The sequence below is a fragment of the Xanthocytophaga agilis genome, assembly GCF_030068605.1.
In the GTDB taxonomy this organism is placed as follows: Bacteria; Bacteroidota; Bacteroidia; order Cytophagales; family 172606-1; genus Xanthocytophaga; species Xanthocytophaga agilis.
This window is the reverse complement of the sequence record NZ_JASJOU010000006.1, coordinates 166062-190021: the sequence shown is the minus strand read 5'-3', so window position 1 is coordinate 190021 and position 23960 is coordinate 166062. Positions and strand designations below refer to the sequence as shown.

The 23960-nt window shown below is 38.1% G+C and carries 35 protein-coding genes; 18 read left to right on the top strand and 17 right to left on the bottom strand.

Annotated elements, in window-relative coordinates:
• Positions 1–713: 713 nt before the first annotated feature.
• The 3 genes from QNI22_RS18925 to QNI22_RS18915 all read left to right on the top strand — a co-directional run bounded on the left by QNI22_RS18925 (position 714) and on the right by QNI22_RS18915 (position 3014).
• Positions 714–1151, top strand: a complete 438-nt coding sequence (locus QNI22_RS18925) for a DUF4259 domain-containing protein (RefSeq protein ID WP_313991977.1) — start codon at positions 714–716, stop codon at positions 1149–1151.
• A 121-nt stretch (positions 1152–1272) separates the two neighbouring features.
• Entirely contained in the window at positions 1273–1494 is a 222-nt protein-coding gene (locus tag QNI22_RS18920; protein WP_313981201.1) for a hypothetical protein, read from the top strand.
• Positions 1495–1655: 161 nt separating this feature from the next.
• On the top strand, positions 1656–3014 hold the full coding sequence (locus QNI22_RS18915) for a glycine-rich domain-containing protein (protein WP_314513043.1): 1359 nt from the start codon (positions 1656–1658) through the stop codon (positions 3012–3014).
• A gap of 131 nt (positions 3015–3145) precedes the next feature.
• Here QNI22_RS18915 and QNI22_RS18910 read toward each other — a convergent pair whose 3' ends face one another.
• Complete coding sequence (locus QNI22_RS18910) at positions 3146–3973, bottom strand: RpnC/YadD family protein (protein WP_314513041.1); 828 nt, start codon at positions 3971–3973, stop codon at positions 3146–3148.
• 269 nt (positions 3974–4242) lie between these two features.
• Between QNI22_RS18910 and QNI22_RS18905 the strand changes: the two genes are divergently transcribed.
• Positions 4243–6627, top strand: coding sequence for an ABC transporter permease (locus QNI22_RS18905; protein WP_314513039.1), 2385 nt, complete (start codon positions 4243–4245; stop codon positions 6625–6627).
• A gap of 151 nt (positions 6628–6778) precedes the next feature.
• Positions 6779–7711 (top strand): DUF4097 family beta strand repeat-containing protein, encoded by a 933-nt coding sequence (locus QNI22_RS18900; RefSeq protein WP_313981209.1) that lies wholly within the window; start codon positions 6779–6781, stop codon positions 7709–7711.
• Positions 7712–7837: 126 nt separating this feature from the next.
• Here the strand turns inward: QNI22_RS18900 and queG are convergent, their stop codons facing one another.
• Positions 7838–8779: a tRNA epoxyqueuosine(34) reductase QueG gene (gene queG / locus QNI22_RS18895; protein ID WP_314513036.1), complete on the bottom strand. Its 942-nt coding sequence runs from the start codon at positions 8777–8779 to the stop codon at positions 7838–7840.
• A gap of 199 nt (positions 8780–8978) precedes the next feature.
• On the opposite strand from queG, the gene mazG reads away from it, so the two are divergent.
• From mazG to QNI22_RS18880, 3 genes are all read left to right on the top strand, one after another.
• Positions 8979–9779: a nucleoside triphosphate pyrophosphohydrolase gene (mazG, locus tag QNI22_RS18890; RefSeq protein ID WP_314513034.1), complete on the top strand. Its 801-nt coding sequence runs from the start codon at positions 8979–8981 to the stop codon at positions 9777–9779.
• Positions 9780–9848: 69 nt separating this feature from the next.
• On the top strand, positions 9849–10319 hold the full coding sequence (locus QNI22_RS18885) for a 3-oxoacyl-ACP synthase (RefSeq protein ID WP_314513033.1): 471 nt from the start codon (positions 9849–9851) through the stop codon (positions 10317–10319).
• Between the two features lie 125 nt (positions 10320–10444).
• Complete coding sequence (locus QNI22_RS18880) at positions 10445–10978, top strand: DUF4385 domain-containing protein (RefSeq protein WP_314513031.1); 534 nt, start codon at positions 10445–10447, stop codon at positions 10976–10978.
• Between the two features lie 120 nt (positions 10979–11098).
• On the opposite strand, the gene QNI22_RS18875 is transcribed toward QNI22_RS18880, so the two are convergent.
• The 9 genes from QNI22_RS18875 to QNI22_RS18835 all read right to left on the bottom strand — a co-directional run bounded on the left by QNI22_RS18875 (position 11099) and on the right by QNI22_RS18835 (position 14671).
• Positions 11099–11464 (bottom strand): hypothetical protein, encoded by a 366-nt coding sequence (locus tag QNI22_RS18875; RefSeq protein WP_314513029.1) that lies wholly within the window; start codon positions 11462–11464, stop codon positions 11099–11101.
• A 484-nt stretch (positions 11465–11948) separates the two neighbouring features.
• A complete protein-coding gene (locus QNI22_RS18870) occupies positions 11949–12245 on the bottom strand; it encodes a hypothetical protein (protein ID WP_314513028.1) in 297 nt (98 codons plus the stop codon).
• A gap of 48 nt (positions 12246–12293) precedes the next feature.
• Positions 12294–12623, bottom strand: a complete 330-nt coding sequence (locus QNI22_RS18865) for a hypothetical protein (RefSeq protein ID WP_314513026.1) — start codon at positions 12621–12623, stop codon at positions 12294–12296.
• A gap of 27 nt (positions 12624–12650) precedes the next feature.
• Positions 12651–12791: a hypothetical protein gene (locus QNI22_RS18860; protein ID WP_314513025.1), complete on the bottom strand. Its 141-nt coding sequence runs from the start codon at positions 12789–12791 to the stop codon at positions 12651–12653.
• 52 nt (positions 12792–12843) lie between these two features.
• Entirely contained in the window at positions 12844–13167 is a 324-nt protein-coding gene (locus QNI22_RS18855; RefSeq protein WP_314513023.1) for a hypothetical protein, read from the bottom strand.
• Between the two features lie 72 nt (positions 13168–13239).
• Positions 13240–13569 (bottom strand): hypothetical protein, encoded by a 330-nt coding sequence (locus tag QNI22_RS18850; protein WP_314513021.1) that lies wholly within the window; start codon positions 13567–13569, stop codon positions 13240–13242.
• Positions 13570–13888: 319 nt separating this feature from the next.
• Positions 13889–14056 carry a hypothetical protein gene (locus tag QNI22_RS18845; RefSeq protein WP_314513019.1) on the bottom strand — a complete coding sequence of 56 codons (168 nt, stop codon included), beginning with the start codon at positions 14054–14056 and terminating at the stop codon, positions 13889–13891.
• A gap of 34 nt (positions 14057–14090) precedes the next feature.
• A complete protein-coding gene (locus QNI22_RS18840; protein WP_314513017.1) occupies positions 14091–14450 on the bottom strand; it encodes a hypothetical protein in 360 nt (119 codons plus the stop codon).
• Between the two features lie 74 nt (positions 14451–14524).
• Positions 14525–14671: a hypothetical protein gene (locus QNI22_RS18835; protein WP_314513015.1), complete on the bottom strand. Its 147-nt coding sequence runs from the start codon at positions 14669–14671 to the stop codon at positions 14525–14527.
• Positions 14672–15183: 512 nt separating this feature from the next.
• Between QNI22_RS18835 and QNI22_RS18830 the strand changes: the two genes are divergently transcribed.
• The gene (locus tag QNI22_RS18830) at positions 15184–15315 is read left to right on the top strand and encodes a hypothetical protein (RefSeq protein WP_314513013.1); all 132 of its coding nucleotides are present in this window, start codon (positions 15184–15186) and stop codon (positions 15313–15315) included.
• On the opposite strand, the gene QNI22_RS18825 is transcribed toward QNI22_RS18830, so the two are convergent.
• Positions 15316–15600, bottom strand: coding sequence for a hypothetical protein (locus QNI22_RS18825; protein ID WP_314513012.1), 285 nt, complete (start codon positions 15598–15600; stop codon positions 15316–15318).
• 175 nt (positions 15601–15775) lie between these two features.
• Here QNI22_RS18825 and QNI22_RS18820 point away from each other — a divergent pair, with 175 nt between their 5' ends.
• Positions 15776–15949, top strand: coding sequence for a hypothetical protein (locus tag QNI22_RS18820; protein WP_314513010.1), 174 nt, complete (start codon positions 15776–15778; stop codon positions 15947–15949).
• Positions 15950–16246: 297 nt separating this feature from the next.
• Here the strand turns inward: QNI22_RS18820 and QNI22_RS18815 are convergent, their stop codons facing one another.
• Entirely contained in the window at positions 16247–16447 is a 201-nt protein-coding gene (locus QNI22_RS18815) for a hypothetical protein (RefSeq protein WP_314513008.1), read from the bottom strand.
• Positions 16448–17611: 1164 nt separating this feature from the next.
• On the opposite strand from QNI22_RS18815, the gene QNI22_RS18810 reads away from it, so the two are divergent.
• The 3 genes from QNI22_RS18810 (at position 17612) to QNI22_RS18800 (ending at position 19503) form a co-directional block, all read left to right on the top strand.
• Positions 17612–18202 carry a hypothetical protein gene (locus tag QNI22_RS18810; RefSeq protein ID WP_314513006.1) on the top strand — a complete coding sequence of 197 codons (591 nt, stop codon included), beginning with the start codon at positions 17612–17614 and terminating at the stop codon, positions 18200–18202.
• Between the two features lie 11 nt (positions 18203–18213).
• Positions 18214–18603, top strand: a complete 390-nt coding sequence (locus tag QNI22_RS18805) for a hypothetical protein (RefSeq protein ID WP_314513004.1) — start codon at positions 18214–18216, stop codon at positions 18601–18603.
• Between the two features lie 480 nt (positions 18604–19083).
• Positions 19084–19503: a hypothetical protein gene (locus QNI22_RS18800; protein ID WP_314513002.1), complete on the top strand. Its 420-nt coding sequence runs from the start codon at positions 19084–19086 to the stop codon at positions 19501–19503.
• A 172-nt stretch (positions 19504–19675) separates the two neighbouring features.
• Here QNI22_RS18800 and QNI22_RS18795 read toward each other — a convergent pair whose 3' ends face one another.
• Entirely contained in the window at positions 19676–20176 is a 501-nt protein-coding gene (locus QNI22_RS18795; RefSeq protein ID WP_314513001.1) for a hypothetical protein, read from the bottom strand.
• A gap of 319 nt (positions 20177–20495) precedes the next feature.
• Here QNI22_RS18795 and QNI22_RS18790 point away from each other — a divergent pair, with 319 nt between their 5' ends.
• The 4 genes from QNI22_RS18790 to QNI22_RS18775 all read left to right on the top strand — a co-directional run bounded on the left by QNI22_RS18790 (position 20496) and on the right by QNI22_RS18775 (position 21922).
• Positions 20496–20795, top strand: coding sequence for a hypothetical protein (locus QNI22_RS18790; RefSeq protein WP_314513000.1), 300 nt, complete (start codon positions 20496–20498; stop codon positions 20793–20795).
• A 260-nt stretch (positions 20796–21055) separates the two neighbouring features.
• The gene (locus QNI22_RS18785) at positions 21056–21289 is read left to right on the top strand and encodes a hypothetical protein (RefSeq protein WP_314512999.1); all 234 of its coding nucleotides are present in this window, start codon (positions 21056–21058) and stop codon (positions 21287–21289) included.
• Between the two features lie 153 nt (positions 21290–21442).
• Complete coding sequence (locus tag QNI22_RS18780) at positions 21443–21589, top strand: hypothetical protein (protein ID WP_314512997.1); 147 nt, start codon at positions 21443–21445, stop codon at positions 21587–21589.
• Positions 21590–21922, top strand: a complete 333-nt coding sequence (locus QNI22_RS18775; RefSeq protein WP_314512995.1) for a hypothetical protein — start codon at positions 21590–21592, stop codon at positions 21920–21922.
• Here QNI22_RS18775 and QNI22_RS18770 read toward each other — a convergent pair.
• Positions 21919–22329: a hypothetical protein gene (locus tag QNI22_RS18770; protein WP_314512993.1), complete on the bottom strand. Its 411-nt coding sequence runs from the start codon at positions 22327–22329 to the stop codon at positions 21919–21921. The genes QNI22_RS18775 and QNI22_RS18770 overlap by 4 nt on opposite strands.
• A 195-nt stretch (positions 22330–22524) precedes the next feature.
• Here QNI22_RS18770 and QNI22_RS18765 point away from each other — a divergent pair, with 195 nt between their 5' ends.
• Entirely contained in the window at positions 22525–22839 is a 315-nt protein-coding gene (locus QNI22_RS18765; RefSeq protein WP_314512991.1) for a hypothetical protein, read from the top strand.
• Here the strand turns inward: QNI22_RS18765 and QNI22_RS18760 are convergent.
• Together QNI22_RS18760 and QNI22_RS18755 are read right to left on the bottom strand one after the other, a co-directional pair.
• Positions 22763–23191: a hypothetical protein gene (locus QNI22_RS18760; protein WP_314512990.1), complete on the bottom strand. Its 429-nt coding sequence runs from the start codon at positions 23189–23191 to the stop codon at positions 22763–22765. The genes QNI22_RS18765 and QNI22_RS18760 overlap by 77 nt on opposite strands.
• A gap of 380 nt (positions 23192–23571) precedes the next feature.
• A complete protein-coding gene (locus QNI22_RS18755; RefSeq protein WP_313992056.1) occupies positions 23572–23946 on the bottom strand; it encodes a hypothetical protein in 375 nt (124 codons plus the stop codon).
• Positions 23947–23960 lie beyond the last annotated feature (14 nt).

Sequence of the window (23960 nt, the reverse complement as noted above, 5' to 3'; positions counted from 1 at the left end):
CTTTGCATGATTCCTTCTTGAAAAGCGTACACTCCTCCTGAAAGGGTTATTCTTCTCTGTCCTAGTGAAAGGGACACTCATCTATTTTTGTTCTTCTGGAAAAACACCCCCTCATGTCCTCCTGAAAGGAACTCGTGACAAAACCGGCGGCTTTTCCGACTGGAGTTTATTTTTTCTCTCACAAAACACAGATCACTCTATTTGTCACGCCTGTCCCGACAAGGGCGGGAAGTTCCTTTCAGGAGGACAGCGAGAGGAGGGGCTTCTACGAAGGTAAAAAGGAAGGAGGACAAAGAGAGGGCAGGAAAATTCTGTCAATCTTCTTATCTTATCAGAAATCTGATGATGACAATACAAAATCAGAATTCTGATAACACTGGAATAGTATCGGAATTCCGATATTTCTTCCCATTGACCTAAACTCCGGTCAAACTCAAAAATGAACAGAGTTTAGGTCAAACCTAAAATTGACCATTATTCGAATAATTTTTCAAAATGAACGGAACTCAGGTCAAAGAGAGAAATGATCGGTATTCTGGTCAAAAACAAAAATGACCAGCAATCGTTACCTATATGTCATAACTAGGTAAATGAACAGAGTTCTGATATTTTCCACACTGCCTGATACTCCATTTACTCTTTTAACTTTTATTGGTTTTCGAAAAGATTTTATATAATTATGTTCATTGCACTAAACCAATACATAACACACTATGGGAAGCTGGGGAATCAAAGCATTAGAAAGTGACGAAGGACTCGACATTCTGGATTTTTTTACAGAATATACCGAGAGTCATTCTGACATACACTTAGGAGAACTCATCGACTTCTATATAGCCGAAGGATTCCTGCCTGCCGATACTACTGACATAGACTATCTGTATGACAAAACGGCCATTGCTCTGGCAGAGCTTTTTACTGATTACCAGCAATATCCGGAATTAGAGTTTGGTGAAGAGAAACTAAACATTACGTCCTTTACAGGTACGCAGGAGGCGATTCTGTATCTGATCCGTTTTCTGGAAGATATCCTTAACGAAAAGCCTGATGAAGATGGAATACGGGAATATGCCGAACTATACAGAGAGGTCGAAGGCTGGAAAGAACACATGCAGGAATTACTAGCCAGATTAAAAGCAGCAATACCCTAAGAGGTCATATACGAGAATTATCTTACCATATGTTTACCCCAACCCAGATCTTGCTACAGATAGTATATAGCCATTGTAAATCAACTGGTTAACTAGTATACTTAGGCTAAAATCTATCCGTATGGTATTTCTTTTAAGCCTCGCAATCTATTTGGCAGGCATTGCTCCTGCCTATTATATCATGAAGCTTTCAGATAATCTGACAGGAGAGGAAGATACACCCCAAAATCGGTTATCTTACGCATTAGGCTCCTGGGTTATCTTTATACCATGCGCCGCAAAATTAATCCTGGCATGGCTCTTTCTGGCTATATACCGATTCATTGAGTGGATACGAAAATAAGTACTTCTCTTCCATCTCTCGTGATGTAAATAGCCAAATCGTTTAGGATTCAGGGATCTTCTGTGTTACTTCTATGTGTAAGATCCCTCTGCAAAAACACTTGCAGAAAATTCCCTTTATTACGTAATTACATGAAAAGGATATAAAAATCAGAACTCTACATGAATCAAGAACTCTGGTCAAAAATATTAGCTTTCGATTTTGATCTCCCTGTTTCAGAATATGGATTTTCAACCCGGCTGGCAAAGGAAAACAACTGGACCAGGCATTTTACAGAAGCCGCTATTCTGGAATACAAAAAGTTTATGTATCTGGCGGCCACCTCTGATATGATGGTTTCGCCTTCGCCAATTGTAGATGAGGTATGGCACCTGCATTTACTCTTTACTCAATCCTATACTGATTTTTGTGAGATAATAGGTAAGAATGTTCACCATATTCCGTCCACACACAACAGAAGTGACGAGGCAAAATTCAGACAGGCGAAGGAACGGACGCAAAAGTTATATACAGAAGCTTTTGGACCACAACCTTCAGAGATATGGGATGCGTCAACTATTTATGCACCTCTGCAACTATCCCATGGAAAGTATGAACTCTGGAGTGGAATTATAGTGGGTATATGTCTATGGATAGTATTACTTTTTCCTTTCTACTTTGCCTTAGAGGGCCTCTATATCCATATTGACAATCCTTATTTTTTATTTGGGTATCTACTTCTGACAGTATATACATTTTTGACACTTACCAGGTATAATAGAACTCAGTTACGGGAAACGGTAAACGGGTTTGACAAGTCTGCCTTTGTATTTCGATTCCATCCAATAGAACTAGTCTATCTGAAAACACAAAAGGTATCAGAGGTGATCCATGGTTTTATGAATCAGTTAGTCAAGGAAAATAAGATTATCGTTAATGAGGATAATTCTTTAGAGGTTGCCACTCATACCAAACCTGAGACGGTAGAAGAATATACTATCATCGAAACCTTAAGTGGTATGGAAAAAGCCTTTTATCCAGCTTTACTGAAACAGCTTCAGACAAAACCCATATTTACCACTATAGAAACCAGCATGGAGGCTTTTAAGAAGCATTTCGCCAAATCACACGTATTTGGCAAGTTATTCTTCCTAAACTTTGGCATTCTTTCATTTCTCCTTCTGCTCGGCACCATCCGCATGGCTACAGGTATAGCACGCGACAAACCGGTAGAGCTTATTGGAACTTTTCTTATACTACTGCTTTTAGTAAGCATCTTCTTTCTCATCTATCTCAGAAACTATCTGTTTTCGCACACCATTCCAGATCTCTATCGCAAGCAGGAGTTACACGTTCACATGCCTTCTGATGGCTGGGAATGGCAATATTTCTTACTTGGATCAGCGGTTTATACCACTACATTTACTCCTATCGCAAGTCATGCCGATGGAAGTGGAAGTTCATCAGACGGAGGAGGATCTTCCTGTGGATCAGATGGTGGATCCTGTAGTAGCTGTGGTGGCTGTGGAGGTGGAGATTGATAGTATATGTGTACTTCTATCGCTGGTATTATTCCCCAACGAGTTACTTCCTATCATTTAAATTATCTTGAATCACAGATATAAAGAGATCGCACTAGGTACATGCTCTTTACATCTGTGATTCAGAAAAGTTATGTATTCAAACTTTTACGAAGATCTTCAACAAACTCCTCAGTGACATCAAAATAGGTAGCTAATTGCTGAGTAGTCAGAATACCATCTTTAAGGAATTTGAGAATAGCCTCTGTTTTACCTTTCTGCTCACCTTCCAGTTTGCCTTTTCGTTCTCCTCTTTTGAAGAGAATGTCATCTTCTTCTTTTATGTATTTAGAAATAGAGTCAATCATCGTCTCAATGTAGTCAGTTAGTTTACGCAAGTTAGCCAATACCCGTAATTGTTGCAAGTGCCTGTCAAGCTCCAGTTGACTAGTGGATGTGTCTCGTAATCGTTCATAAATCTGTCTGGCAGCCTGTTGTGGGCTTGTATTACCAAAGTCACCTAAAATAGCGAATACTATTTCATCTCCTTTACCTGAAGAGAGAAATAATTCGTACTTAATGGAAGATAAAGGTGCAATGTTGAACTTAAAGGACAAATCCCGCTTGACAAGATGTGTAACCATATCTGGTTTCTGATCTGAAAGGAAGATCACATATTGTAGCACATCCAGTTCGTATTTACGTTCCAGCATGCCTCTGTATTCCAGCATCCGGTATACCATACGGGGTTCGTTTATCAGCTGAAATTCCAGATGCAGCAAAAATGTAATTCCACTCTGATCGGTGATTTTTAAGAGCTGATCGGGCTTTCGCTCTATGGTTCGTTGCAAGTCGTCCTTTATTTTCTCATAAGAAACGACCTGAATCTGAAGTACTTTTTCAATTAATGCCAGAGTAACAGACTCCAGATTTTCTTTGAATATTTTATCATATTGATTGCCTTCTTTCTTGTTACTCATATAAGCATAAAAAATGAAACGGAAGGCAAAAGTAACAAGCTGACTTAATAACCTATCTATTCAATATAAAATTATAACGAATTAGACTCAGATCTTATTCTGTAATTAACATTGTTCGTCAGTGAACAGAGAGTGTCCATAAACGGACACTTTTATTTTCTTATAGCTGATAAATCTGCCTCTGTTCACTGAAAAAGGACATTTTAGTATTCTGGCTTTATATTGGCATATACGCAAGTATTCTTTCCTGACACTTAACACGTCGTCTTATGCTACGAAACTATTTAAAAGTCGCTCTACGAAATCTGCTTAAGAACAAGGTATACTCCTTTATCAATATTGGAGGGCTGGCAGTTGGAATGGCAGTAGCCATACTGATAGGTCTTTGGATATGGGATGAAATCACCTATAATACCTACCATCAGAACTATGAACGTATTGTACAGGTGATGCAACATAACCTGTACAATGGGAAAAGAGAAACCCAGACATCCAATCCCTATGTAATGGCAGAGGAGATTCGGAGCAAATATGGAAGTAGCTTTACCTATGTGTTACAATCATCCTGGACATCAGGGCATGTGCTTACCTATGGAGAGAAGAAGGCTACCAAGACAGGCAACTATTTTGAGCCTCAAGTGACTGAAATGCTTTCACTGAATATGCTTAAAGGTACACGGACAGGCCTGAAAGAACCTCATTCCATACTTTTATCAGAGTCTATAGCTCAAATCTACTTCGGCAATGAAGACCCAATAGGCAAAATCATGCGGATTGACAACAATACGGATGTGAAGGTGACAGGAGTATATGAAGATCTGCCGTATAATTCTGACTTCCGCGAAATGACCTATATCTTACCTTGGGAACTTTATCTGATCATGAATCCGTGGATCAAGAAAATGGAAGATCCCTGGGATAGCAACTTTACCCAAACGTTTGCCCAGATGGCTGCAAACACAGATATAGAGAAAGTGTCTGCCCAGATCAAAAATGTAAAATTCAATCGCGTAAGTTCCTTTGACAGAAAATACAAGCCTGAAGTATTTCTTCATCCAATGACCAAATGGCGTCTGTATTCAGACTGGAAAGATGGCGTAAATGCAGGAGGGCGAATCGAAAATGTATGGCTTTTCAGTATCATTGGCATATTTGTATTGCTGCTGGCCTGTATCAACTTTATGAATCTGGCTACAGCTCGCAGTGAAAAAAGAGCCAAAGAAGTAGGCATTCGTAAAACAGTAGGCTCTATACGTGGTCAGCTGATAGCACAGTTCTTCAGTGAGTCATTGCTGGTAGTTATGTTTGGCTTTTTGACAGCCATTTTCTTGGTACAACTGAGTTTGCCTTTCTTTAATGAAGTAGCAGACAAAAAGATGAGTGTTCCTTATCTAAGTCCTGTATTCTGGCTGCTGGGACTTTCTTTCTCTGTTGTTACAGGTCTCATTGCCGGCAGCTATCCTGCACTCTATTTGTCTTCGTTTCAACCCGTCAAAGTACTCAAAGGCACTTTCAGGGTAGGACGTTATGCGGCATTACCCCGCCGTATTCTGGTAGTGATGCAGTTTGCCGTTTCCGTTACCCTGATTATCGGGACCATAGTAGTGTTTCGTCAGATACAACATGCCAAAGACAGACCTATCGGCTATGACCGCAATGGACTAATTAGTATGCTGCTCACTACTCCTGATATTCACAACCACCTGGAGGCAGTACGCAACGAACTCAAAAGCTCAGGTGCCATTGTAGATATGACAGAATCTACCAGCCCTACTACGTCTGTATGGAATACCAATGGAGGTTTCGACTGGAAAGGCAAAGACCCGGAACTGGCAGTTGACTTCCCTAACAATGGTGTTACCCACGATTATGGCAAAACAGTAGGCTGGCAATTTAAAGAAGGACGAGATTTTTCACGGGAATACGCTACCGATTCGATGGCATTTGTGATCAATGAAGCGGCAGTAAAATTCCTGGGATTCGAACACCCGATAGGGGAGACTGTCAAGTGGAATAACAAGCCCTACACGATAGTAGGAGTTATCAAAAATATGGTGGTGCAGTCACCTTATCAACCCATACGGGCAGCATTCTTCCATATTTCGAAAGAGCAGGAAAGTGTGGTTATTATTAAGCTGAATCCCAAACTAAGTGCCAGAGACGCACTGAGTAAAGTAGAAGCCGTATTTAAAAAATACAGTCCGGCAACGCCTTTTGAATACAAGTTCGTAGATGAAGAATATGCTCAGAAATTTGGCGATGAAGAACGAATCGGTACACTGGCAGCAGTCTTTGCAGGGCTAGCCATCCTGATTTCCTGCTTGGGCATATTCGGACTCTCTTCATTTGTAGCTGAGCAACGCACCAAGGAAATCGGTATCCGGAAAGTTCTCGGAGCCAGCGTTCTGAATCTGTGGAGTCTGCTGTCAAAAGATTTTGTACGACTGGTGTTTGTCTCTTTTCTGTTTGCCATTCCTACAGCCTGGTACTTTATGAATCAATGGCTCCAGAAGTACGAATACCGTACTGAAATTTCCTGGTGGGTATTTGTGGTAACAGGATTAGGAGCATTACTCATTACCCTTCTTACCATTAGTTTTCAGTCTCTCAAAGCTGCTTTTGCCAATCCAGTCAAAAGTCTGCGAAGTGAGTGATCAAAAAGAGTTGCAAACAGAGATAATCTGATTAGTTGAGTTGAATCTCTGTTTGCAAAATTTCTTTCAGCTTCATGCAACCTCACTAGTTTATTTTACATCTTATACACAACTTCTTTTCTAAAATATCAACCTAATACTTTTCTTTGCTATGAAAACGAGACAAATACTCACAGCTTTTTTGATGGCATTCGTTAGTCTTACCACCATTCAGGCACAAAACGATACAGATAAACCCTATCTGACCAAAACCTTTTCTCCTGCCGGACTAACTAGCATCAAAACTGAAACCAGTGGTGGCAACGTATCTGTATACGGACAAAATTCCGGAGATGCCCGTATAGAAGTCTATATTCGTGCCAACAACTGGAATCAAAAACTATCTGATAGCGAAATCAAAGAACGTCTTGAAAAATATACGATTCAGATCGACAAAGATGCCAACACGTTAACTGCTATTGCCAAACCTCTTGAATCAGGATGGAAATGGGGATGGAAAGATGGCTTGAGCATCTCCTTTAAGATTTATGTTCCCAACAATATTACCTCTAACCTCAGAACCAGTGGCGGAAACATCCACTTGTCAAACCTTTCTGGTAATCAGGACGCAAAAACCAGCGGTGGCAATATCTCTCTTAGCACCATAAAAGGAATAGTAGATGCGGAAACTTCTGGTGGCAATATTGACATAGATAGATTTAATGGCACAATAGATGCTCAGACCAGTGGTGGTAATGTAAAAGTAGCTGATTCAAAAGGCTCTCTGAAAATTGGTACTTCTGGCGGTAACATCCGTATTGCACAGGTATCAGGAAGCCTGGATGCACATACCAGTGGTGGTAATGTAACAGCCGATATTTCTAGTCTGGAAAAATATCTTACACTGTCAACCAGTGGTGGCAATATTACTGTAAAGATGCCAATGGATAAAGGAATGGATCTGGATCTTTCCGGCGACCGGGTATCTGTAGCCATGCAAAACTTTGATGGAACAATCAAAGATGACCGTGTGAAGGGTAAGTTAAATGGTGGTGGTATCCCTGTCAGAATCTCTACATCTGGTGGAAATGTACGAATAAACTAATCCCTGGTTTATATATAAATGCCATAAAAAAGCCTCTTCCAAGAATAAGAAGAGGCTTTTTTATGGCATTTATATTCAAGTTCTATAGGTTACAACTAACTCTTATCAAAGAAAACCAGCATTGAGCTAACAGGATTTTTTTACAAAATCAATGTTCCGCTTAAGACCAGCCAGCTTAGTACGTTTTACAGGTGAGTCTTTGAATAATACTTTAAATACCTCTTCTGTGATCTCCTCCCAATCTGCTCTTTTCATATGTTGCAAGGCCTCCGATGGCTGGAACTGTGATTCCTGATTGGGTTTTGCAAATCGATTCCAGGGACAAACATCCTGACAAATGTCACAACCAAATATCCAGTTTTCAAATTTGCCTTTTACATCTGCAGGAATCTGTTCTTTTAGTTCAATCGTGAAATAGGAAATGCATTTACTGCCATCTACTACATAAGGCTCTGTAATAGCGTCAGTAGGGCAAGCATCTATGCATCGGGTACAGGTACCACAATAATCTTTAACAGGTCCGTCTTCTTCCAGTTCCAAATCCAGAATTAATTCGCCTAGAAAGAAAAAACTTCCCATCTGCCGATTGAGCAGGTTAGAGTGCTTTCCAACCCATCCCAACCCTGATTTTTTTGCCCATGCCTTTTCTAACACAGGAGCAGAATCCACAAATGCCCGTCCATTTACTTCACCAATTTCCTCTTCAATAAACTGAATAAGCGCTTTCAATTTGTCTTTCACTACATAATGGTAATCTGTCCCATACGCATACTTAGATACTTTCAGATCGTCGGTATCAGTAAACAATTCCTTTTCCGGGAAGTAATTAAAGGCAAGAGAGATTACCGACCTGGCATCCTCTACCAGCAAACGAGGGTCTAGTCGTTTGTCAAAGTAGTTGGCCATATATGCCATCTGTCCATGTTTGTTCTGATTAAGCCACTGTTCGAGACGGGGAGCCTCTTCTTCCAGAAAATCTGCTTTAGACACACCACAAAAAGCAAATCCCAGTTCACTGGCCTTTTGTTTGATTAATTGGGTATGTCGTATTTTGGAAGAAGAAAACATAGTTACAAAGAAAAGATTTCACAAAGATAGTTTACTGGTTGTAAAGGCTGAACAAAAAGAAATCTCTTCCTGTTACATTTTCATATAAAAATGATTGTACACACTTCTTTTAAAAAGGAGAATAAAGGCTTTTTTCACGCTGTACAATCCTGTACTTTTATCATTCATTGAAGAATGTTATTTCCTTACTATACTACTTATGTTTGAAAATCTTTCACCTCGCCGCCAGGAACAACTCCAAGCCTTTGACCGCTTGCTGACTATTATGGATGAATTACGAGAGGGTTGTCCCTGGGATCGCAAACAAACCATGGAAAGTCTCAGACATCTGACCATCGAAGAAACGTATGAATTGTCAGATTCTATACTCGAGAATGATCTTACAGAGATAAAGAAAGAGTTGGGTGATATTGCTCTCCATATTGTTTTTTATGCAAAAATTGCCTCTGAAACCCAGGCTTTCGACATTGCAGATGTACTCAACTCTGTCTGTGAAAAACTGATTTCACGTCACCCACATATTTATGGAGATGTAAAAGCAGACAATGAAGAACAGGTAAAACAAAACTGGGAACAGTTGAAGCTAAAAGAAGGTAATAAATCTGTACTGGCAGGAGTACCTGGCTCATTACCAGCTCTGGTGAAAGCCATGCGCGTTCAGGAAAAAGCACGAAGTGCCGGATTTGACTGGGAAGAAAAACATCAGGTTTGGGAAAAGGTAGAAGAAGAAATGCAGGAATTTAAAACTGCTTTTAATGAAAGTGGTGATGTTCCGTCTGAAGCCGCTGAGAAAGAATTTGGAGACTTGCTGTTTTCACTTGTCAACTATGCCCGCTTTATAGATATTAATCCTGAAACTGCACTGGAACGCACTAACAAGAAGTTTATCAAACGATTCAACTATCTGGAAGCAGAGGCAAAGAAACTAGGAAAAAGTCTACAGGATATGACTCTTGCCGAAATGGATGTATTCTGGGAAGAAGCAAAGAAACAGGAATAACTTTCTGCTACTTTCTGAAACGCCACTTATATACATGGTAGTGGTTAATGTGTCATCAGAGTTTTAAATATGCATTCCTTGAACAATCCCATAGAACTCAAAAAACAATTATATGCTCATTGCCTGGAGTATGTAACCCAACGTATAGATACAGCAAAACAGGCAATGGAAGCAGCCCAGACCGCTGCCAATGAAGAATCTAAGAGTAGCGCAGGTGATAAATATGAAACTACCCGTGCTATGATGCAGATTGAGCGGGACCGCCATGCAGCTCAACTGGCAGAGGCTCTTAAACTTAAAAAGGAGTTAGAGTCTCTGAATGTAGACAAGCAATATGATAAAGCACAGGCTGGTAGTCTGGTTATTACTGATCAAAACCGTTTTTTTCTCTCTATTAGTGCTGGCAAGATTACGCTTAACAAGATAGACTATTTTGCCGTTTCCCTTAATTCGCCTATTGGAGCCCAGCTTCTTAACTTAAAAGCTGGTAGTGAATTTCGCTTTCAAAACCGAGCTATTCAGATTAAAGAAGTTATTTAAGTATTCTTCTCTACTTATTACCTATTAAGGCTAAAAAATATACCTCTGTCATGCGGAAAGACAGAGGTATATTTTTTTCTATACTATCTGGGTAAGATATCAGATCTAACCTTAGCATGATTAAAATGGAAAAAAGAAAAACGCAAGCATTTGATTATAGCCTTGATTTTAAGAAGACTGATTTTCGGCAACATCCGGAATTGTACCGCCCAGGGGTAGGGGAACAGGGAGTTCTGCTGGTAGAACCTTATAAGTCAGAGATATTACCTCATTGGCGATTTAAAACGCCAGCAATTGCAGAAATCTCTGCCAAGAAGATTTTTGAATTATTTCAACAGTATCTGGTTCAACAAGACTTTGTAGGAGCTGATATGGCCCGGAAATTTCTTCAGATGGGCTTTACCAGAGCACGCAGATATGCTAATTATAAAGGGGGACGCAAATATTCGCAGACAAAAGGTAAAGACACATCAACCCTTCCTTATCCTTACTCTAGTGAGAGCCAATATAAAGGCAATCCTATTAACACTCGTCAGAGTGATGCTGATACAAATGAAAAAGCTCAAGCTGCTGCTATATTCAAAGAATACTGGACAAAGGCCAAAAACAATCCGGAATATCTTCACTTACGAGATACCTTTCTTCAAAAGTATATCTGAAACAACCTAATCTATTTCTCAGAATAAGTAATTATGGATCCTACCATATTTTAATCCTGTAAATACATACAAGATAGGAGGTCCAGAATATATCCAGCCTTCTATTAGCTCTATAGTAATTCAGTCAGATATCTTCATGGAATACACAAGAGAGGATATCTCATTAAGCACTTCTATCAAGTCTTTAGAACTAGTTGCATTATAAGCTTTTATAAGTGAGAGTCGTATTATTCTTTTTCTCCAGCTATACATCTCATCTTTGCATAACTGATCCACTGCCAGAATAATATTCTCCTTCACTAACAGTAATAGTTCATGAAAATCGCCATCACCCACTCCATCTTCTGCATATATTAAATCCAGCATCTGATTGGAACTAACCGGAATATTTTCTAATTGATTGTTTTCATTTATGATTTTAGCATTTGAGAATGCCCATTTAACAACTATCTCATAAAATTGTGCATAGACTTCATCCTTGTTCATGAATCCATCATTTTAGATAAATAAGACGTATTATATAAAATGAGTGGGTTAGTAAAATATAGTGGTTATAGAGTATGGTTTTATTATAACTTCTTACTTTTTTTCAAGCAATATAACCTATTATCTTTTTCATTCTGGTTAGATTCTCTTATTTCTTCAAAAAGAAATTTACTTCGATTGTCTCCCTCATCAGTTGATCTAAATATTAGTACTTGTTTGAGGTATGTGATTTTAAATTGATAAAAAAATAAAAAAGGACAACCAGACGTTGTTTTGACAAGGCAAAAAAGGCCATTCTGAAGCAGAGAAGACCTTTTCTATTGACATGGTTGTTTAAAAATCGGATGCTCTTGTGATAAAACTGTGATAGTTTACAGCACTCGCTCACTCGCCTTATTTGCACTTTTTGAATGTGCAAAATCTTTAATTTTATAAAAATAAAATAGATTCGAGTTACCTTATTTTTTGATCGACTGAATGAAGCCTATAAGCTTTGTTTAAAGCGCTCAATAGATGTATGTGTTTCTGATAACAGATCAAGCCAGATTACCATATCTTTTTCTTGTTCTGGCAACAACTCTTTCAATCTGTGTAGTACAGCGGACAAAGACAAAAGAATTTCTTCTTCAGCATTCGCATTGGAAACTATTTCTATTACCTTGGTTAAAATAGCTTGTAACTCATCATAAGACTCAGAATTACATTGACGTACAGTTAATAAATCAACGTTCTTTAGTAAGAAATTTATTTCCGAATCATGGCTATTACTAACTTGGGTCATGCCTATGTATCTGCTCTCTATGAGGTACTTAATAAAATAAAATCATATCTATAAAACTTGTATCAAGCTCTGAATACTAGCCTGTGTTTTTGCCAGCAAGTCGAATCGAATCAATATATCTTCATTTTGATCTTGCTCCATTTCACTTGTTCTTTCCAGAACTTGTGCTAATGAGAAGTATACTTTCTCTTTCATAATGGCAACAAGCGTCCCTTTTTCAGGATTGGCACTTTCAAGTATCTCTACTATACGCATTACAATGTCTTGCAATACACTATAATCAAAAAAATCATCCTTCCTTTTTATTAGCAATTGGACCCTATTTGATAAGTGATAAAGCTCTGACTTGTATTGATGTAGAGATTCAATTGTTGACATAAGAAGTTAAAGGTGGCTCTTGGGTATTTATTTAGACATTGCTTGTAATAATGTACTTTCATCACAGAAGAATGTCAGCAAATACAAGATACCTTGAAACAACCTTGTAAGGGTTTCTCCCATCAACTCTACATCCTCATAGTCAGGTTTAAATTTGTTCTTATCCATAATGTCACAATAGCGAAATCTATAGCTTTGTGTACAATCAATGCATTTTTGTTCAGGACTCGGTAGCATTAAGAAAATAGTCGATTGCACTGAAAGCTAACGTAGTCATCTTTGTAAAAATTAAGCTATCTCCTTTTCTTTCTTCTTCATCGTAATACTTTTCAGTCAGTTCTTCCGATTTAAGGAGCAGTTCCCTTGTCTTCTTTTTGATCTCACCTATACCTGCTAGATTACTCTCATAAGACTCAACTACAGCCAGAGCAGTCTTGAGGTGTTTTTGTAGATCAATATGGGCATACTCTTCATCTCTACGCTTGACTATATAATTAATATTATTTATCAACTCTTTTAATATTTCTATTTTCTCTGTGCTCATTTACTCTATACTTAAATAAGAAGGGCTACTCCTTTAATCAATAAATTGTCATCACTACGCTATCTCTTAGGATTAGGTTTTAGTTCTCTCAAGAAAATAGTCTATTGCTCCATATATACAGGTAAGCATTTCTGCAGATGTCAGACTTTCTTCCATTTGGCCTTTCCCTCTGGTACTGACATCTTCGTGAACCAAGTGCCTCGATCTTTGCAGCAGCTCTGTTGCTACATACTTGATCGAGGTAAGGTCTTTCTCATTATCCTCATAGATATCAATTGCGTGTAAAGCAACTTCAATAAATTGGTGCAGATCATCATGAGTATACACCTCTGTAGGATATCGCATCATTTCATCCATCCTACTTCTAAGATTTGTAAGCATTTCTCTATCTTCTGTATCCATACTGAACTATGATAAAATGGTAAGTAATAGACTTGCATCTTATTTGTTCGAGGTGGTTTCTCATCAAAAATAGGTAGGCGGTAACTTATATAATTACCTACTTTCAGGTATATCTTAACAATTTAAAAAATAAAATATTCGCAATCCGTATACTGATGTTAATTTTTAGTTCTTTTTTTGTCTCTACATTGTTTCCAGGCAATTCCACCTCTTCTCGTATCTCCGGTTGAATGTTACCTAGTGTTTCAGCGTTTTGAAAATTTAATTTACTTAGATTCTTAATGTTGATGGCTTATGACATGCGTAACTAAAAAAGTGGTTAATTGGTACTGGTATGTAGACTTTCGTCTTCATTAGGGTCTTTCTTTTTGCGGCCTTTATTATCTACAGAACCTTTAATAATATTTCTAATTTTGGAATATTCGGATTGTCCGTCCTGGTTATAAATGGGTGGGCTACTTTCAAATCGCTTTTTTCTTACCTTCATTTTTGATTAAGTAAACTGTGACTACTTCCTGCTATTATTCTGCTTGTCCGAAATATATCTCAGCAACGATTTGATTGATGATATACAATAGACTATCCGAGGACTCTGCATTGACTGTCTTTGCAATTAAGTCGGCGATCCAATTCTTTCTTAATTCATACTCTTTCATTTTATACAACATTGAAAGAGCCAAAAGCATTTGATTGGCAACAACCTGTCTCAGGTTATTTATCAGTTCTGGGCTTGCATGTGTATGTTCTGCTCTAAGCAGATCTATCATGTCTGATGCCTTCACATCCTGCCCCTCTATATATGGATTTGCATGTTTATTCTTTTCATATACCCAGGTAATGAATCGCTCATACAATTGTCCTGCCATCTGTTCATCCTTCATTCACCATTCAATTAGAAGTTATAAAAATTCTGAATTGAATGAGCTAGTATAGTGGTGGCGTTTAAAAGACTTCTTTAAGCCCTCTCTATCAATCTTTCCTTTAAAACAGCAATTAGTTCGTCCTTATCGGCTATTCTGGCTTCCAGATCTACAATTCGTTGAAGTGCTTTTTCTAACTCCTTTTCACAATCTCTAAAATTAGTAAGCTTTCCTACATGCATTTTCTTGCTTACATCTCCAATTGTATGAGTTGCATTCTGAATATTATTGGGACTGCCAGAATCCTCAAAAAAATTGTTGAACTAATCATTTAGTACGCTAGCAATTTCTTCTATAGTCCTTACTTTCAAAGACTCATTCTTTATAGCTCTATAGAAACCCTGTTCCGACATATCAATTTGCTTACAGATAGTCAAAATAGTAATATTTTTGATTGAGCCAGTTCTTTTATACGGCTGTAATTCAAGAGCTTAAAGAAGAAAGTATAGTAAAACCTAAATTTTAGTCACTAAACTTTTGCTTCATATCGAACTTTCGTTTAGCTCCGCTTTATAAATCTAAATAAAAATCAATAAACCACAAACTTAAATACACCATAAAGCCAAATAGTGACTGAGTCAACAGGATTCTTTCCTATTTCGATGTAGGGGAGAAACAGCATAGGAGATTAGGCTTTTGTAATCATTTTAAGATACCAGAGCAGACCTTTTTTAATAAAACTGCAAAGACTCGTTTGCCAGGATCTTTCTTTAGTAATCAACAGATTGACTGGCTTGAGAACTGGGCAAAAGAGAATGGAATGCTCAATGAATACCAACCAGAGAACTTTATAGGGACTATACCAACGGAAGAGGCTACAGATTGATTAAGAAGCAGATGTGTTCTTGTCATCGTATATCTCCAGTAATCTTTCCAGCTCATTAGCTGGCAGGGTTTCCAACTGTATGATAAAAGGAGCGTAAGATCTGAGATTAGCATTAAACTGAAGGGTAACGTCTAACAACTCACGGCTTATCTCTAGTTCTTCTTTTGCCTTATGCAGTTTACGAATCTGTGAAAGTGAAATAGGTAATTGAGCAATTTTATGGCAAGCAAGCGATTTGCGGAGATAGTCACAAAAGAGAGAGTAGATCTCCCGATCCTTAATCATGAATTTGATAGAATTTAATAGAATTATGTCTAGTAGATTTTGACGCATTACAGTATAGCATTTTTTGCAGACAGGCAGACAGTACAATACTACAAGACATAAAAAATAATACCACTTAGTCGACAACAAACAGATATACAGACATTTATTTAACTCATACTTAGTACTTTTTTCTATGATATCAATTGAACAAATTCAGGAAACAGTCAAAACGCTATTTTCTTCTAATCCATCCAAGAATCTGTTTACTACAGATTATATCCGTCGGTATGTAGAGCAATTTCTGCTACTATCAGAGCCTATCCCAATGAGCGATATGATACTTGCTCTCAGAGGTGTAGAGCATTAGGTGGCTCGCCCCAAGATGCGCTAGGCAAAGGACAAAACGCCTGAGATCTTATGGGTGTTTGTTGTCCCACCTAATGAGAAAAAAACGTCTAAATCCACAAAAAAGGGAAAGATCCGAAAACCACTTCTGTCTTTAAGAGCATGAAAATGCATCGGGCATCCTAGACTACAAAGAGTATGACAAGTAGTTGCTCTATAGGCGAGATTATAGTCTGGAAGGATATTTGGAAGGTAATTATATTATTGGGAGTCCCATTGCATAGATATTCGGCTTTAGCTGGAACTCCCAAATGATTGCTTAGCCCTTTTCTAAATGGAATATTATAATGGAATGATTGATGTCTTTAGGAGTTGCATCAACAATCTCTACAACTTTATACCCATCCCTAAGGGCTGTATTTAGTTCTGGATGTGGGATCAGTTCCACTGGGGGTATACGACCTGGGTAGTCCCCATAATTAATTTCATTGATCTGGACGGTAATTACTTTTTCGGTCATAGGCTAAGTAGTTTAAAATAAGAATAAGTCTACAATATACGAAAAAATGCAGACAAACGCAAGCAAATAAGCCAGATTATCAGCATGTTACCAAAAAGAGAAGAAAAAATCCAAACGCTGAAACGAGTAAATCTTTTATGAAAAACAGTATGCTTTTTTACAACCCCAAGCCTTGTATGCCTATCACTTCAGAGTCATCATAGGCTCTGTTTGTATCAATCATGCTTGGCATTGTATCCTTTTACCTGCTATGGAAAGCCTGATAAATACAAAAACCCTGGCATAACCAGGGTCTCAGTAGATTCTTTGACTGCTTCCCGGACTACCAATCTAAAAAGCAGCTATATGTTAAGTTGAAGTAGGTGAGAGAAGCTGTTCGAGCAGCCCCCTCTATGCATTTAGTTCATTGTTATCTCAAAACCCTTATCCAAATGCGAAGCAAAATTACTGCTCCTGAAGCAGAAAACAAAATTATCATGCTTGAATTACAAGCAAATCAACTATTGAATGCCGTTTAAAGACGAGTTGTCGCCATCAACGCATTCCCAAATAACAAGCTCAATCCGCTGTATTGGGACAAGATAGAACAGGCTAAGATCGTGTATGGCCAGCTAAAAGTCTATATCCAATTCCTGCAGGAATTGCACATCTAGGCGTAATGTATAGTAGTAGTGTAACTATTGGAAATAAACAATCCCGGCACTTTGTGTCGGGACTGTTTCAAGTTAGATAGTTACAAAAGGCTGAAACAGCCAGTCGTAAAACTGAACTCATCTTAATTTAACTTAACAATAGCAGAAAACAGAACAGACACACAGATCTTATTAATCACATAAAACCCGCCTGACCAAGAGAATGCGCAGCTTTTGGTGAGTCTGATAATTTCCGCTTTCTGGTAGGGTAAGATACACAAAAAATTCCCAAAACAGCGAAAATTTTTCAGGGGTAGATATGTATTGTCTTTTATTTTTTGCCTATCTGAACTTCTGGTTATCGGTTAGGACTTGCTATGCATCTTAGTAAACTTGTTTAATAAAGGTTACACCCTGGTTATTCCCATTTGTCGTAAAGACTGGTTAACACGTTTGATAACAACCTATAACCTTTAGAAAATCATAGCGCGAAAAAACCGAAAACACGCTAATCCAACACCCTGAAAACCACATGTATTTTGATAGAAAGAAGCCCTATAGAGGCGATAAGTGGGGAGCCACATTCAAACACTACCTGGTATTAGATGACACCAATCCCAAAAACAAGCGGGATCTGATCGAAGGCTACTCCAAAGACCAGGGAATCCCCGAACCTCACGACAAGGTGTATCTGCTCAACAAGATTGTACGCCTCTGTCTGAGTTACCTTTTGGATGGCCGAGCCTTATGTGCTACCATTGTCCAGCGACCCGATAAAACCTACACCTGGGAACACTCACACCCGATCCTGGAACTTTACAAAACTGAGTATAAGATTCTTTCTCAGGAACTGGTAAAAAACGAAAATGTACGGGACTTAAATGATCTGTATGAACACATCAAACAGGGAAAAAAGATCTCAGACTTACCAGTAAACCGCAGTAAAACCCAAGGCAAAGCCTTTACCAAACAACTGGAAGTACACCTGAGCAGTAAGACCTTTGACACCCACGAAAAGCTAATCATCTACTGCCGGGACAAGAAAGAAGAAGGCTACGAATACGGCTTACTTACTGACTTCTATCGGGAGTATTGCGACAAATGGTTCTCCGGTAAAAACTAAATTCTATTTCCATGCAAACAACATTCCGCGAAGATAAACTCAAACTAAGCTTTGAACAGGATAGCTTATATGCCCTTGCAGAAGCTGTAAAACTACGAGCCGAAACGTTAGAGAAGGTTATTGACCACCAGTATGAACAATACACCTACCGGGTCCGACTAGGAGATTTTCTTATACTCCGAGATCTGATGAAAGTACAGGAGCTGTTAGATAAGAAATTTGCCTATATGCTCTTTCGGGATCAAAAGCAGGTTCGCCTCTCACTACCGATCAGCTTTGTGTTTCTGCTCCATACCCAACTGAACCAGGCCACGATAGACTCTTTCTTACAGTTTGCCATCGACCAGCCAGACAAAGTAATCAAATCACACCCTCGCCAGGATCGGCTCCACCTTCGTTAATCCATCATTCCAATGAGAAAACAAATTCATAGGCGAAGCCATCAGCCTGTGTCACCTGATACAGAGTTCTCAATACGTTGTCTTTTATGAGTTCTCCGGCAACCTCAATGCCCTCTATGTACGAGTCCACGAAAAGGATGAGCTACACAAAAACGGCTACGACAGCGATCCACTCATAGACCTGACAGCCTACCTGGACTGGGATGTCAAGAACCACAAGAAAGCAATGATCTACAGCTGGTTTGCACCTATTGCCAACGAACTGATTTTAAAAGCCGGGCAGCTTTGAATGGACATATGGGGCGGTGTAAAATGAAGCCTAAACTTATCATGACATAAAAATACCTCAAATGAGGTATTGACATAAGATAGGAACAGATTTAGCTTTAATGCACCATACAAACATATAGATCAATCATACTTATGGCGATATGCGAAAAGCCTGAAACAGAGTAGCAGTTAACCCATCACTTTACCTATATGTCAAATGTTGTAATCGATTCGAAAACAGATAATACATCTGTTCTTGGCGAGAAAATCATTACCACCTTAAGCTTAATATTAACAAGCTATTCTCCTGCAAGCTTTGGAATAGACTACGATGTGCAATATTCTGGACCATTTGGAAATGGACATCAAAAATCAACACAGCCCACTCCTTTAACTGGTAATGGACAATTTCAGATTTCAAACAGTCCTCAAGTGATTGTAACTGTTAGCAATTTTACACCAAATAATGCAACCATTTCAGTACATATCAATGTCACTGTTAAAAAAGGTCTTATCAGCAAAAGTATTTTTGATAATACTCTAGCTGGCTCATTTTCAAATACAGCACCTTTCTCTGTGTTTAATCTTATTGCCAACAATATAGGTGAATCAGCTGCACAGGGGACATAAACTTGCCCGTACTAGTTGAAATCAAGAGATTTTTCTTTCTAAAAACGTGATAAAAGTAAATAGCTAGCCCTTGTAGATGTGTCTATAAGGGCTGTTTTTTTGTATGTCTCTGAGCTAGCTGCTTGAAAAGACAGGCAGCTCTCAACGCTCACCTAGACGGGTATTGTATCTCTTAATAATCCTCAATAGTTATTTCTACAAGCATGTCATCATCAATAGCTTGCTCAAGCCTTGTAATTATAATAGACGTGGAAGCTGCTGTCCATGCACCATCTGATATTTTTCTTTTAAAAGTATCTGGAGCCATCTGTGATGTGGGAGAAGGATTTGATGTTAGTTGAGTGTGGTAATCAACCATTTCTTTCTCAAAGCTTTTAACAAAGTAGCTTTGTAGTTTACTCCAGATCTTTACCAGCTCTTTAGGCGACTGAATATTAGATTTTACAATGCCATACCCTTCACTAGCAGTTAGGCTTTCCTCATCAAAATATAAACGCATTACCTCCTGTTCCTGTTCAGTAAACTGGTTTAGGCCTTCTGGCTTGTCATCTCCATATTCATAAATCAGAAGATAGTAAATATCGTCAGTAACAGTACTCAAAAGGTTTATCTTTTTCTTCAGTTCCTCTTCCTGAGTGTAAAAATACATATTCAATCCAGCGGAAACTCCCATAATTAGTTAGTATTAGTGAATAGCGTATATAAAACTTGTATCCTTGTAGGAATTGCGTGATTTCGTAGGCAAGATAAGTTTATAAACTTCAATTTAATTAATGAATCAAAAACAGCCAATCATCCGGAAATGCCAGGTAGATGAATATATGTATGTTTTTATTGCGAAATTATGCATTATTGATTCTATTCTCTCAATCACTTAGTAATATTAAGAGAGAACTGATTTTAAAAGTCAGGCAGCGTTAAATGGGTATATAGGACAGTATAGATTAAATCCTAATTTGTACAAAGCCAATAAATTCAACCTTTATAACTTTATGCAAACCCTTCCTATTTACAACGAATCTGGACAGATTATACATAATGTCCCCTTTCGCCAGTATATACTCAACCACACACAACAATTTGCTGTAGTTGCCCTCGAAATAGACAAATTAGGGGGTCTTGAGAAGATTCTAGAGCTTGTACCAGGAATTGAATACATCCATATGGGAAAGCTGGATGATCTGGAGATGGAATTGGGAGTGCAAGTAATTCATACCCTTATTGAGGATTTATGGGATTTTGAGAAATACCATAATCCGGATATAGTTCTAATTACTGACAAAAGAAATTAAGCAAATTACCAATACATAATTATAGAAGCTCCTAAAAACATTTTCTGATATTGGAACCATTTTTTACTATTTTATGAAAATTTTTTCTGATAATATTTACTAACAATTTACTTCTCCATTGTTTAGCTCAGAAATTTATCGTATTATTATTCAATGGATTAGAGCAGAAGTATAGAAAGATACTCATTTCTCAGATACAGATTCAAGCATCTCGAACAGAAAATTACATAAATGGTTTAGAATCGATATCTGGAAAACTAATGCAACGCCATACCCTTACAATATCGGACGCAGAAGGCTGTTTAATAGACCTTCATATTTGCACACATGCAAGTCTAGCAGCCACAGATGGATTCTGGGTTACTGATGTCAATTACGTTCTGTTGGGCAGTGAAAGATGGGCAGAATGGAATGAACTCTACGGCCATAATGACAAGCAAACAAATTTCCTCTCCAAAGTAAAAAGAGTGAGCACAACTGAGGTGCTTACTTAATCTTGCCAATAGATCTTAATGGTACCTTAAAGGAATTACGCTCCGCTTTAAACCGCATTTTTTCCGCAAAAAACTGCATATAGTAAGATTTGTTTATTTTATGACTAGGAGTAAGATTTAGCAAAACTGTACATTTGATTAAAAACTACAGCTATGCCTAAGATCCTTACCATTCCACTTCGTCCACACGTCAAGGATTTTCTTATCAAAACATTAGGACCAGAACCAGTACGCATTCACCAAGCCTCTGATATTGGTAGACTTATGCGCCTTGTGGTTCACCAGGAACCCTTTCGCTAGGTGAAGCCACGGCTAGTACAGCAACCTGAAAAATCCAGTCTGAAAGTGCAACTCCCGCAGGATCTGAAACATTATACCATCTCTGATCAGAAGCTAAAAGAATTGGGAGATTATCTGAAGAAATATATGCAGACAGCTTTCATTCATTATATGATCGGCCAGGTGACTGCGGGTCAGAGTGATTGGTCAGCAGTAAGACGGTTCTATAATCAATATGAGTTCAATCCAGATCACTATGATATGGATACACTCAGAAAAGTATGGAGAGATTACAAAGATCGGATTGCCCGAATCAATGACACCAATTTTACAGACTGGCAGATGGCTGGTTAATAAAATCGTTTCAGGACAACTTTGAATGAATCCGGAATAGATACATTGTAAAAATCAAAATCGTCTTTTGACACAAGTAATGTGTTTTTATCGGGATGTTTGGATGAATATACTATTGGTAGGCTCTTATTCACTAAATCTTTTTCATCACCTTTAATGCCTCCAATGGCGGTATATCCTGCATATCTATACCCATTGACAGTATAGGTATAGGAAATGCCGTAATTTCTACTTTTAATCTGTCTTATCTCTGTAACCTGTCCTACAGTTAAAACACTATTATATTTTATCTCCAATGCATCATATCCTTTCACAAGGAAAACCAGACATAGCGCAATTAGTAAAGCGACTACCACAGCTTTTACAATACGTTTGTTATTCTCTGTATTTTCAGAGTTAGTGTTCATACCTACTACATTTAGAAGACCACAAAATAAGCAAAAATAAACTAATCGAATCTGTCACAGGATTTGCCCTTTTCGTCCTATGTAGACTAGCACCCTTAAAAGGCGTCTGAATAGGACTTTTTGTAGGATCAAAAACCGTCCTACCCAATACCTGTCTGAAATTCTACTTTCGTGCCATCACTCTAAAGTAAGTCTATGGCACGATACAGCATGTCTCTCCTACAAAAAGCGGTAGCATCAAAAAATTACAGATGGTTCGATGACGGTAAACCCTTTCACTTGAATATTATAGGAATCCGCAAGAACAACCCTGTCCCCAACCGATTTGATGACTATATGACGCTGAGTGCCTTTAATGGGAAAGACTGGATTTACTTTGAGTGGAAAGCTACTACTGATCCTGGTTCCTACTGGCTGCTCAATCCTGGTAATGTCAAGGGAACAGCCATCCTGAAACCAGGTCAGTATGTAGACTGCTGGCACTGGCTGCCGATGGATTATGTTTCTTAACTAACGTTTTTTCCTCATTGCCTTCTAGAGTACCATCCTTCATATTTATATAATAGGTGAAGGCTTCCTCCATCGTAAACTTTTCAAGATCGAATCGATTCCGGATTGCATTGGTAGGGGTACCAACCGCTACTCCATCAGCCAGGAGTTGTCTGATTTCTTTTAGTGCGGCGTTGGCATCTTTGGTCCGTTGAGTAAGTATTTTATACTTATTCATTGCAGTGTACTGCTTACGAATAAAGGCTTGTTTGTCGGTATCCCAGATGCGAAAATCAATGTACCATCTTTTTATTATGTCCCAGTTGGAATGGAAAAGTCTAGCCTCGTAATCAGGGTCAAGGTTATTACTCATTGTGTAAAAAACTGTGTATTTTTTTGTATGGATTTGCAAATAACTGATTTTAAATTGATTAAAAAATAAAAAAGGACAACCAGAAGCTGTCCCCTTTTACAATCAAACCATACAAAACTATGATAAAATGTAATTCTTAACCTTAACCGTTATATTGTCATACTACATGAAGTCCTATTTTTTATTTTATATATCCAAAGATATAGCACGCGTTTCAAAAAGTCAAGAAAACATCGACTTATTTTACAAAAAAAAGTCAGATAAGTGCAATTTTTATAAAGTCTAAACTATCTTAATGTAAGAAGATAGTGTTACTATTTTACATCTTAGTGGACAAACTATCGCGAAAACCACTATAAATGAGGCAATTGTCTCAATTACTAATCTTCTGGATAGGGAATAAAAACGAAATTGGTAAATTCCTCATCTACAACGAATAAGCAGCAGTATTCATCCGGATCTTTGTATGCAGCTTTGAAAACATCTTCATCTTCCACAATCTTCCGTTGAACAAACTCATCCAAAAAGGAAGCATAGTAATTCCAGTCTGTACCTACTTCATATTTACGAATCAGCAGTTGCCCAATAGGGAGTTCAATTGTACAAACGGGAAAAATCGGATAGTCAGAAAACCCTCGTTTACGAATAGCATACGAAGCCTCTTTAACGGCATCTGCTACTAATACAAAGTCTTTACTGATGGTTCCCAAATAACGACCATTCAGTTCAGGATCATTAGCACTATTATCAATCATACTTGGTTGTGTAG

Excerpts from the sequence above, each read along its gene's own strand:
- QNI22_RS18920 (WP_313981201.1), top strand. The coding sequence starts at position 1,273 with ATGGTATTTCTTTTAAGCCTCGCAATCTATTTGGCAGGCATTGCTCCT.
- QNI22_RS18815 (WP_314513008.1), bottom strand. The coding sequence starts at position 16,447 with ATGACCGAAAAAGTAATTACCGTCCAGATCAATGAAATTAATTATGGG.
- QNI22_RS18840 (WP_314513017.1), bottom strand. The coding sequence starts at position 14,450 with ATGAAGGATGAACAGATGGCAGGACAATTGTATGAGCGATTCATTACC.
- QNI22_RS18845 (WP_314513019.1), bottom strand. The coding sequence starts at position 14,056 with ATGAAGGTAAGAAAAAAGCGATTTGAAAGTAGCCCACCCATTTATAAC.
- QNI22_RS18810 (WP_314513006.1), top strand. The coding sequence starts at position 17,612 with ATGTATTTTGATAGAAAGAAGCCCTATAGAGGCGATAAGTGGGGAGCC.
- QNI22_RS18760 (WP_314512990.1), bottom strand. The coding sequence starts at position 23,191 with ATGAGTAATAACCTTGACCCTGATTACGAGGCTAGACTTTTCCATTCC.
- QNI22_RS18785 (WP_314512999.1), top strand. The coding sequence starts at position 21,056 with ATGCAACGCCATACCCTTACAATATCGGACGCAGAAGGCTGTTTAATA.
- queG (WP_314513036.1), bottom strand. The coding sequence starts at position 8,779 with ATGTTTTCTTCTTCCAAAATACGACATACCCAATTAATCAAACAAAAG.
- QNI22_RS18765 (WP_314512991.1), top strand. The coding sequence starts at position 22,525 with ATGGCACGATACAGCATGTCTCTCCTACAAAAAGCGGTAGCATCAAAA.
- QNI22_RS18885 (WP_314513033.1), top strand. The coding sequence starts at position 9,849 with ATGCATTCCTTGAACAATCCCATAGAACTCAAAAAACAATTATATGCT.
- QNI22_RS18780 (WP_314512997.1), top strand. The coding sequence starts at position 21,443 with ATGCCTAAGATCCTTACCATTCCACTTCGTCCACACGTCAAGGATTTT.
- QNI22_RS18805 (WP_314513004.1), top strand. The coding sequence starts at position 18,214 with ATGCAAACAACATTCCGCGAAGATAAACTCAAACTAAGCTTTGAACAG.
- QNI22_RS18795 (WP_314513001.1), bottom strand. The coding sequence starts at position 20,176 with ATGGGAGTTTCCGCTGGATTGAATATGTATTTTTACACTCAGGAAGAG.
- QNI22_RS18860 (WP_314513025.1), bottom strand. The coding sequence starts at position 12,791 with ATGGATAAGAACAAATTTAAACCTGACTATGAGGATGTAGAGTTGATG.
- QNI22_RS18820 (WP_314513010.1), top strand. The coding sequence starts at position 15,776 with ATGATATCAATTGAACAAATTCAGGAAACAGTCAAAACGCTATTTTCT.
- QNI22_RS18865 (WP_314513026.1), bottom strand. The coding sequence starts at position 12,623 with ATGTCAACAATTGAATCTCTACATCAATACAAGTCAGAGCTTTATCAC.
- QNI22_RS18925 (WP_313991977.1), top strand. The coding sequence starts at position 714 with ATGGGAAGCTGGGGAATCAAAGCATTAGAAAGTGACGAAGGACTCGAC.
- QNI22_RS18800 (WP_314513002.1), top strand. The coding sequence starts at position 19,084 with ATGTCAAATGTTGTAATCGATTCGAAAACAGATAATACATCTGTTCTT.
- QNI22_RS18870 (WP_314513028.1), bottom strand. The coding sequence starts at position 12,245 with ATGACCCAAGTTAGTAATAGCCATGATTCGGAAATAAATTTCTTACTA.
- QNI22_RS18850 (WP_314513021.1), bottom strand. The coding sequence starts at position 13,569 with ATGGATACAGAAGATAGAGAAATGCTTACAAATCTTAGAAGTAGGATG.
- mazG (WP_314513034.1), top strand. The coding sequence starts at position 8,979 with ATGTTTGAAAATCTTTCACCTCGCCGCCAGGAACAACTCCAAGCCTTT.
- QNI22_RS18880 (WP_314513031.1), top strand. The coding sequence starts at position 10,445 with ATGGAAAAAAGAAAAACGCAAGCATTTGATTATAGCCTTGATTTTAAG.
- QNI22_RS18915 (WP_314513043.1), top strand. The coding sequence starts at position 1,656 with ATGAATCAAGAACTCTGGTCAAAAATATTAGCTTTCGATTTTGATCTC.
- QNI22_RS18900 (WP_313981209.1), top strand. The coding sequence starts at position 6,779 with ATGAAAACGAGACAAATACTCACAGCTTTTTTGATGGCATTCGTTAGT.
- QNI22_RS18875 (WP_314513029.1), bottom strand. The coding sequence starts at position 11,464 with ATGAACAAGGATGAAGTCTATGCACAATTTTATGAGATAGTTGTTAAA.
- QNI22_RS18855 (WP_314513023.1), bottom strand. The coding sequence starts at position 13,167 with ATGAGCACAGAGAAAATAGAAATATTAAAAGAGTTGATAAATAATATT.
- QNI22_RS18790 (WP_314513000.1), top strand. The coding sequence starts at position 20,496 with ATGCAAACCCTTCCTATTTACAACGAATCTGGACAGATTATACATAAT.
- QNI22_RS18905 (WP_314513039.1), top strand. The coding sequence starts at position 4,243 with ATGCTACGAAACTATTTAAAAGTCGCTCTACGAAATCTGCTTAAGAAC.
- QNI22_RS18755 (WP_313992056.1), bottom strand. The coding sequence starts at position 23,946 with ATGATTGATAATAGTGCTAATGATCCTGAACTGAATGGTCGTTATTTG.
- QNI22_RS18825 (WP_314513012.1), bottom strand. The coding sequence starts at position 15,600 with ATGATTAAGGATCGGGAGATCTACTCTCTCTTTTGTGACTATCTCCGC.
- QNI22_RS18770 (WP_314512993.1), bottom strand. The coding sequence starts at position 22,329 with ATGAACACTAACTCTGAAAATACAGAGAATAACAAACGTATTGTAAAA.
- QNI22_RS18835 (WP_314513015.1), bottom strand. The coding sequence starts at position 14,671 with ATGCATGTAGGAAAGCTTACTAATTTTAGAGATTGTGAAAAGGAGTTA.
- QNI22_RS18910 (WP_314513041.1), bottom strand. The coding sequence starts at position 3,973 with ATGAGTAACAAGAAAGAAGGCAATCAATATGATAAAATATTCAAAGAA.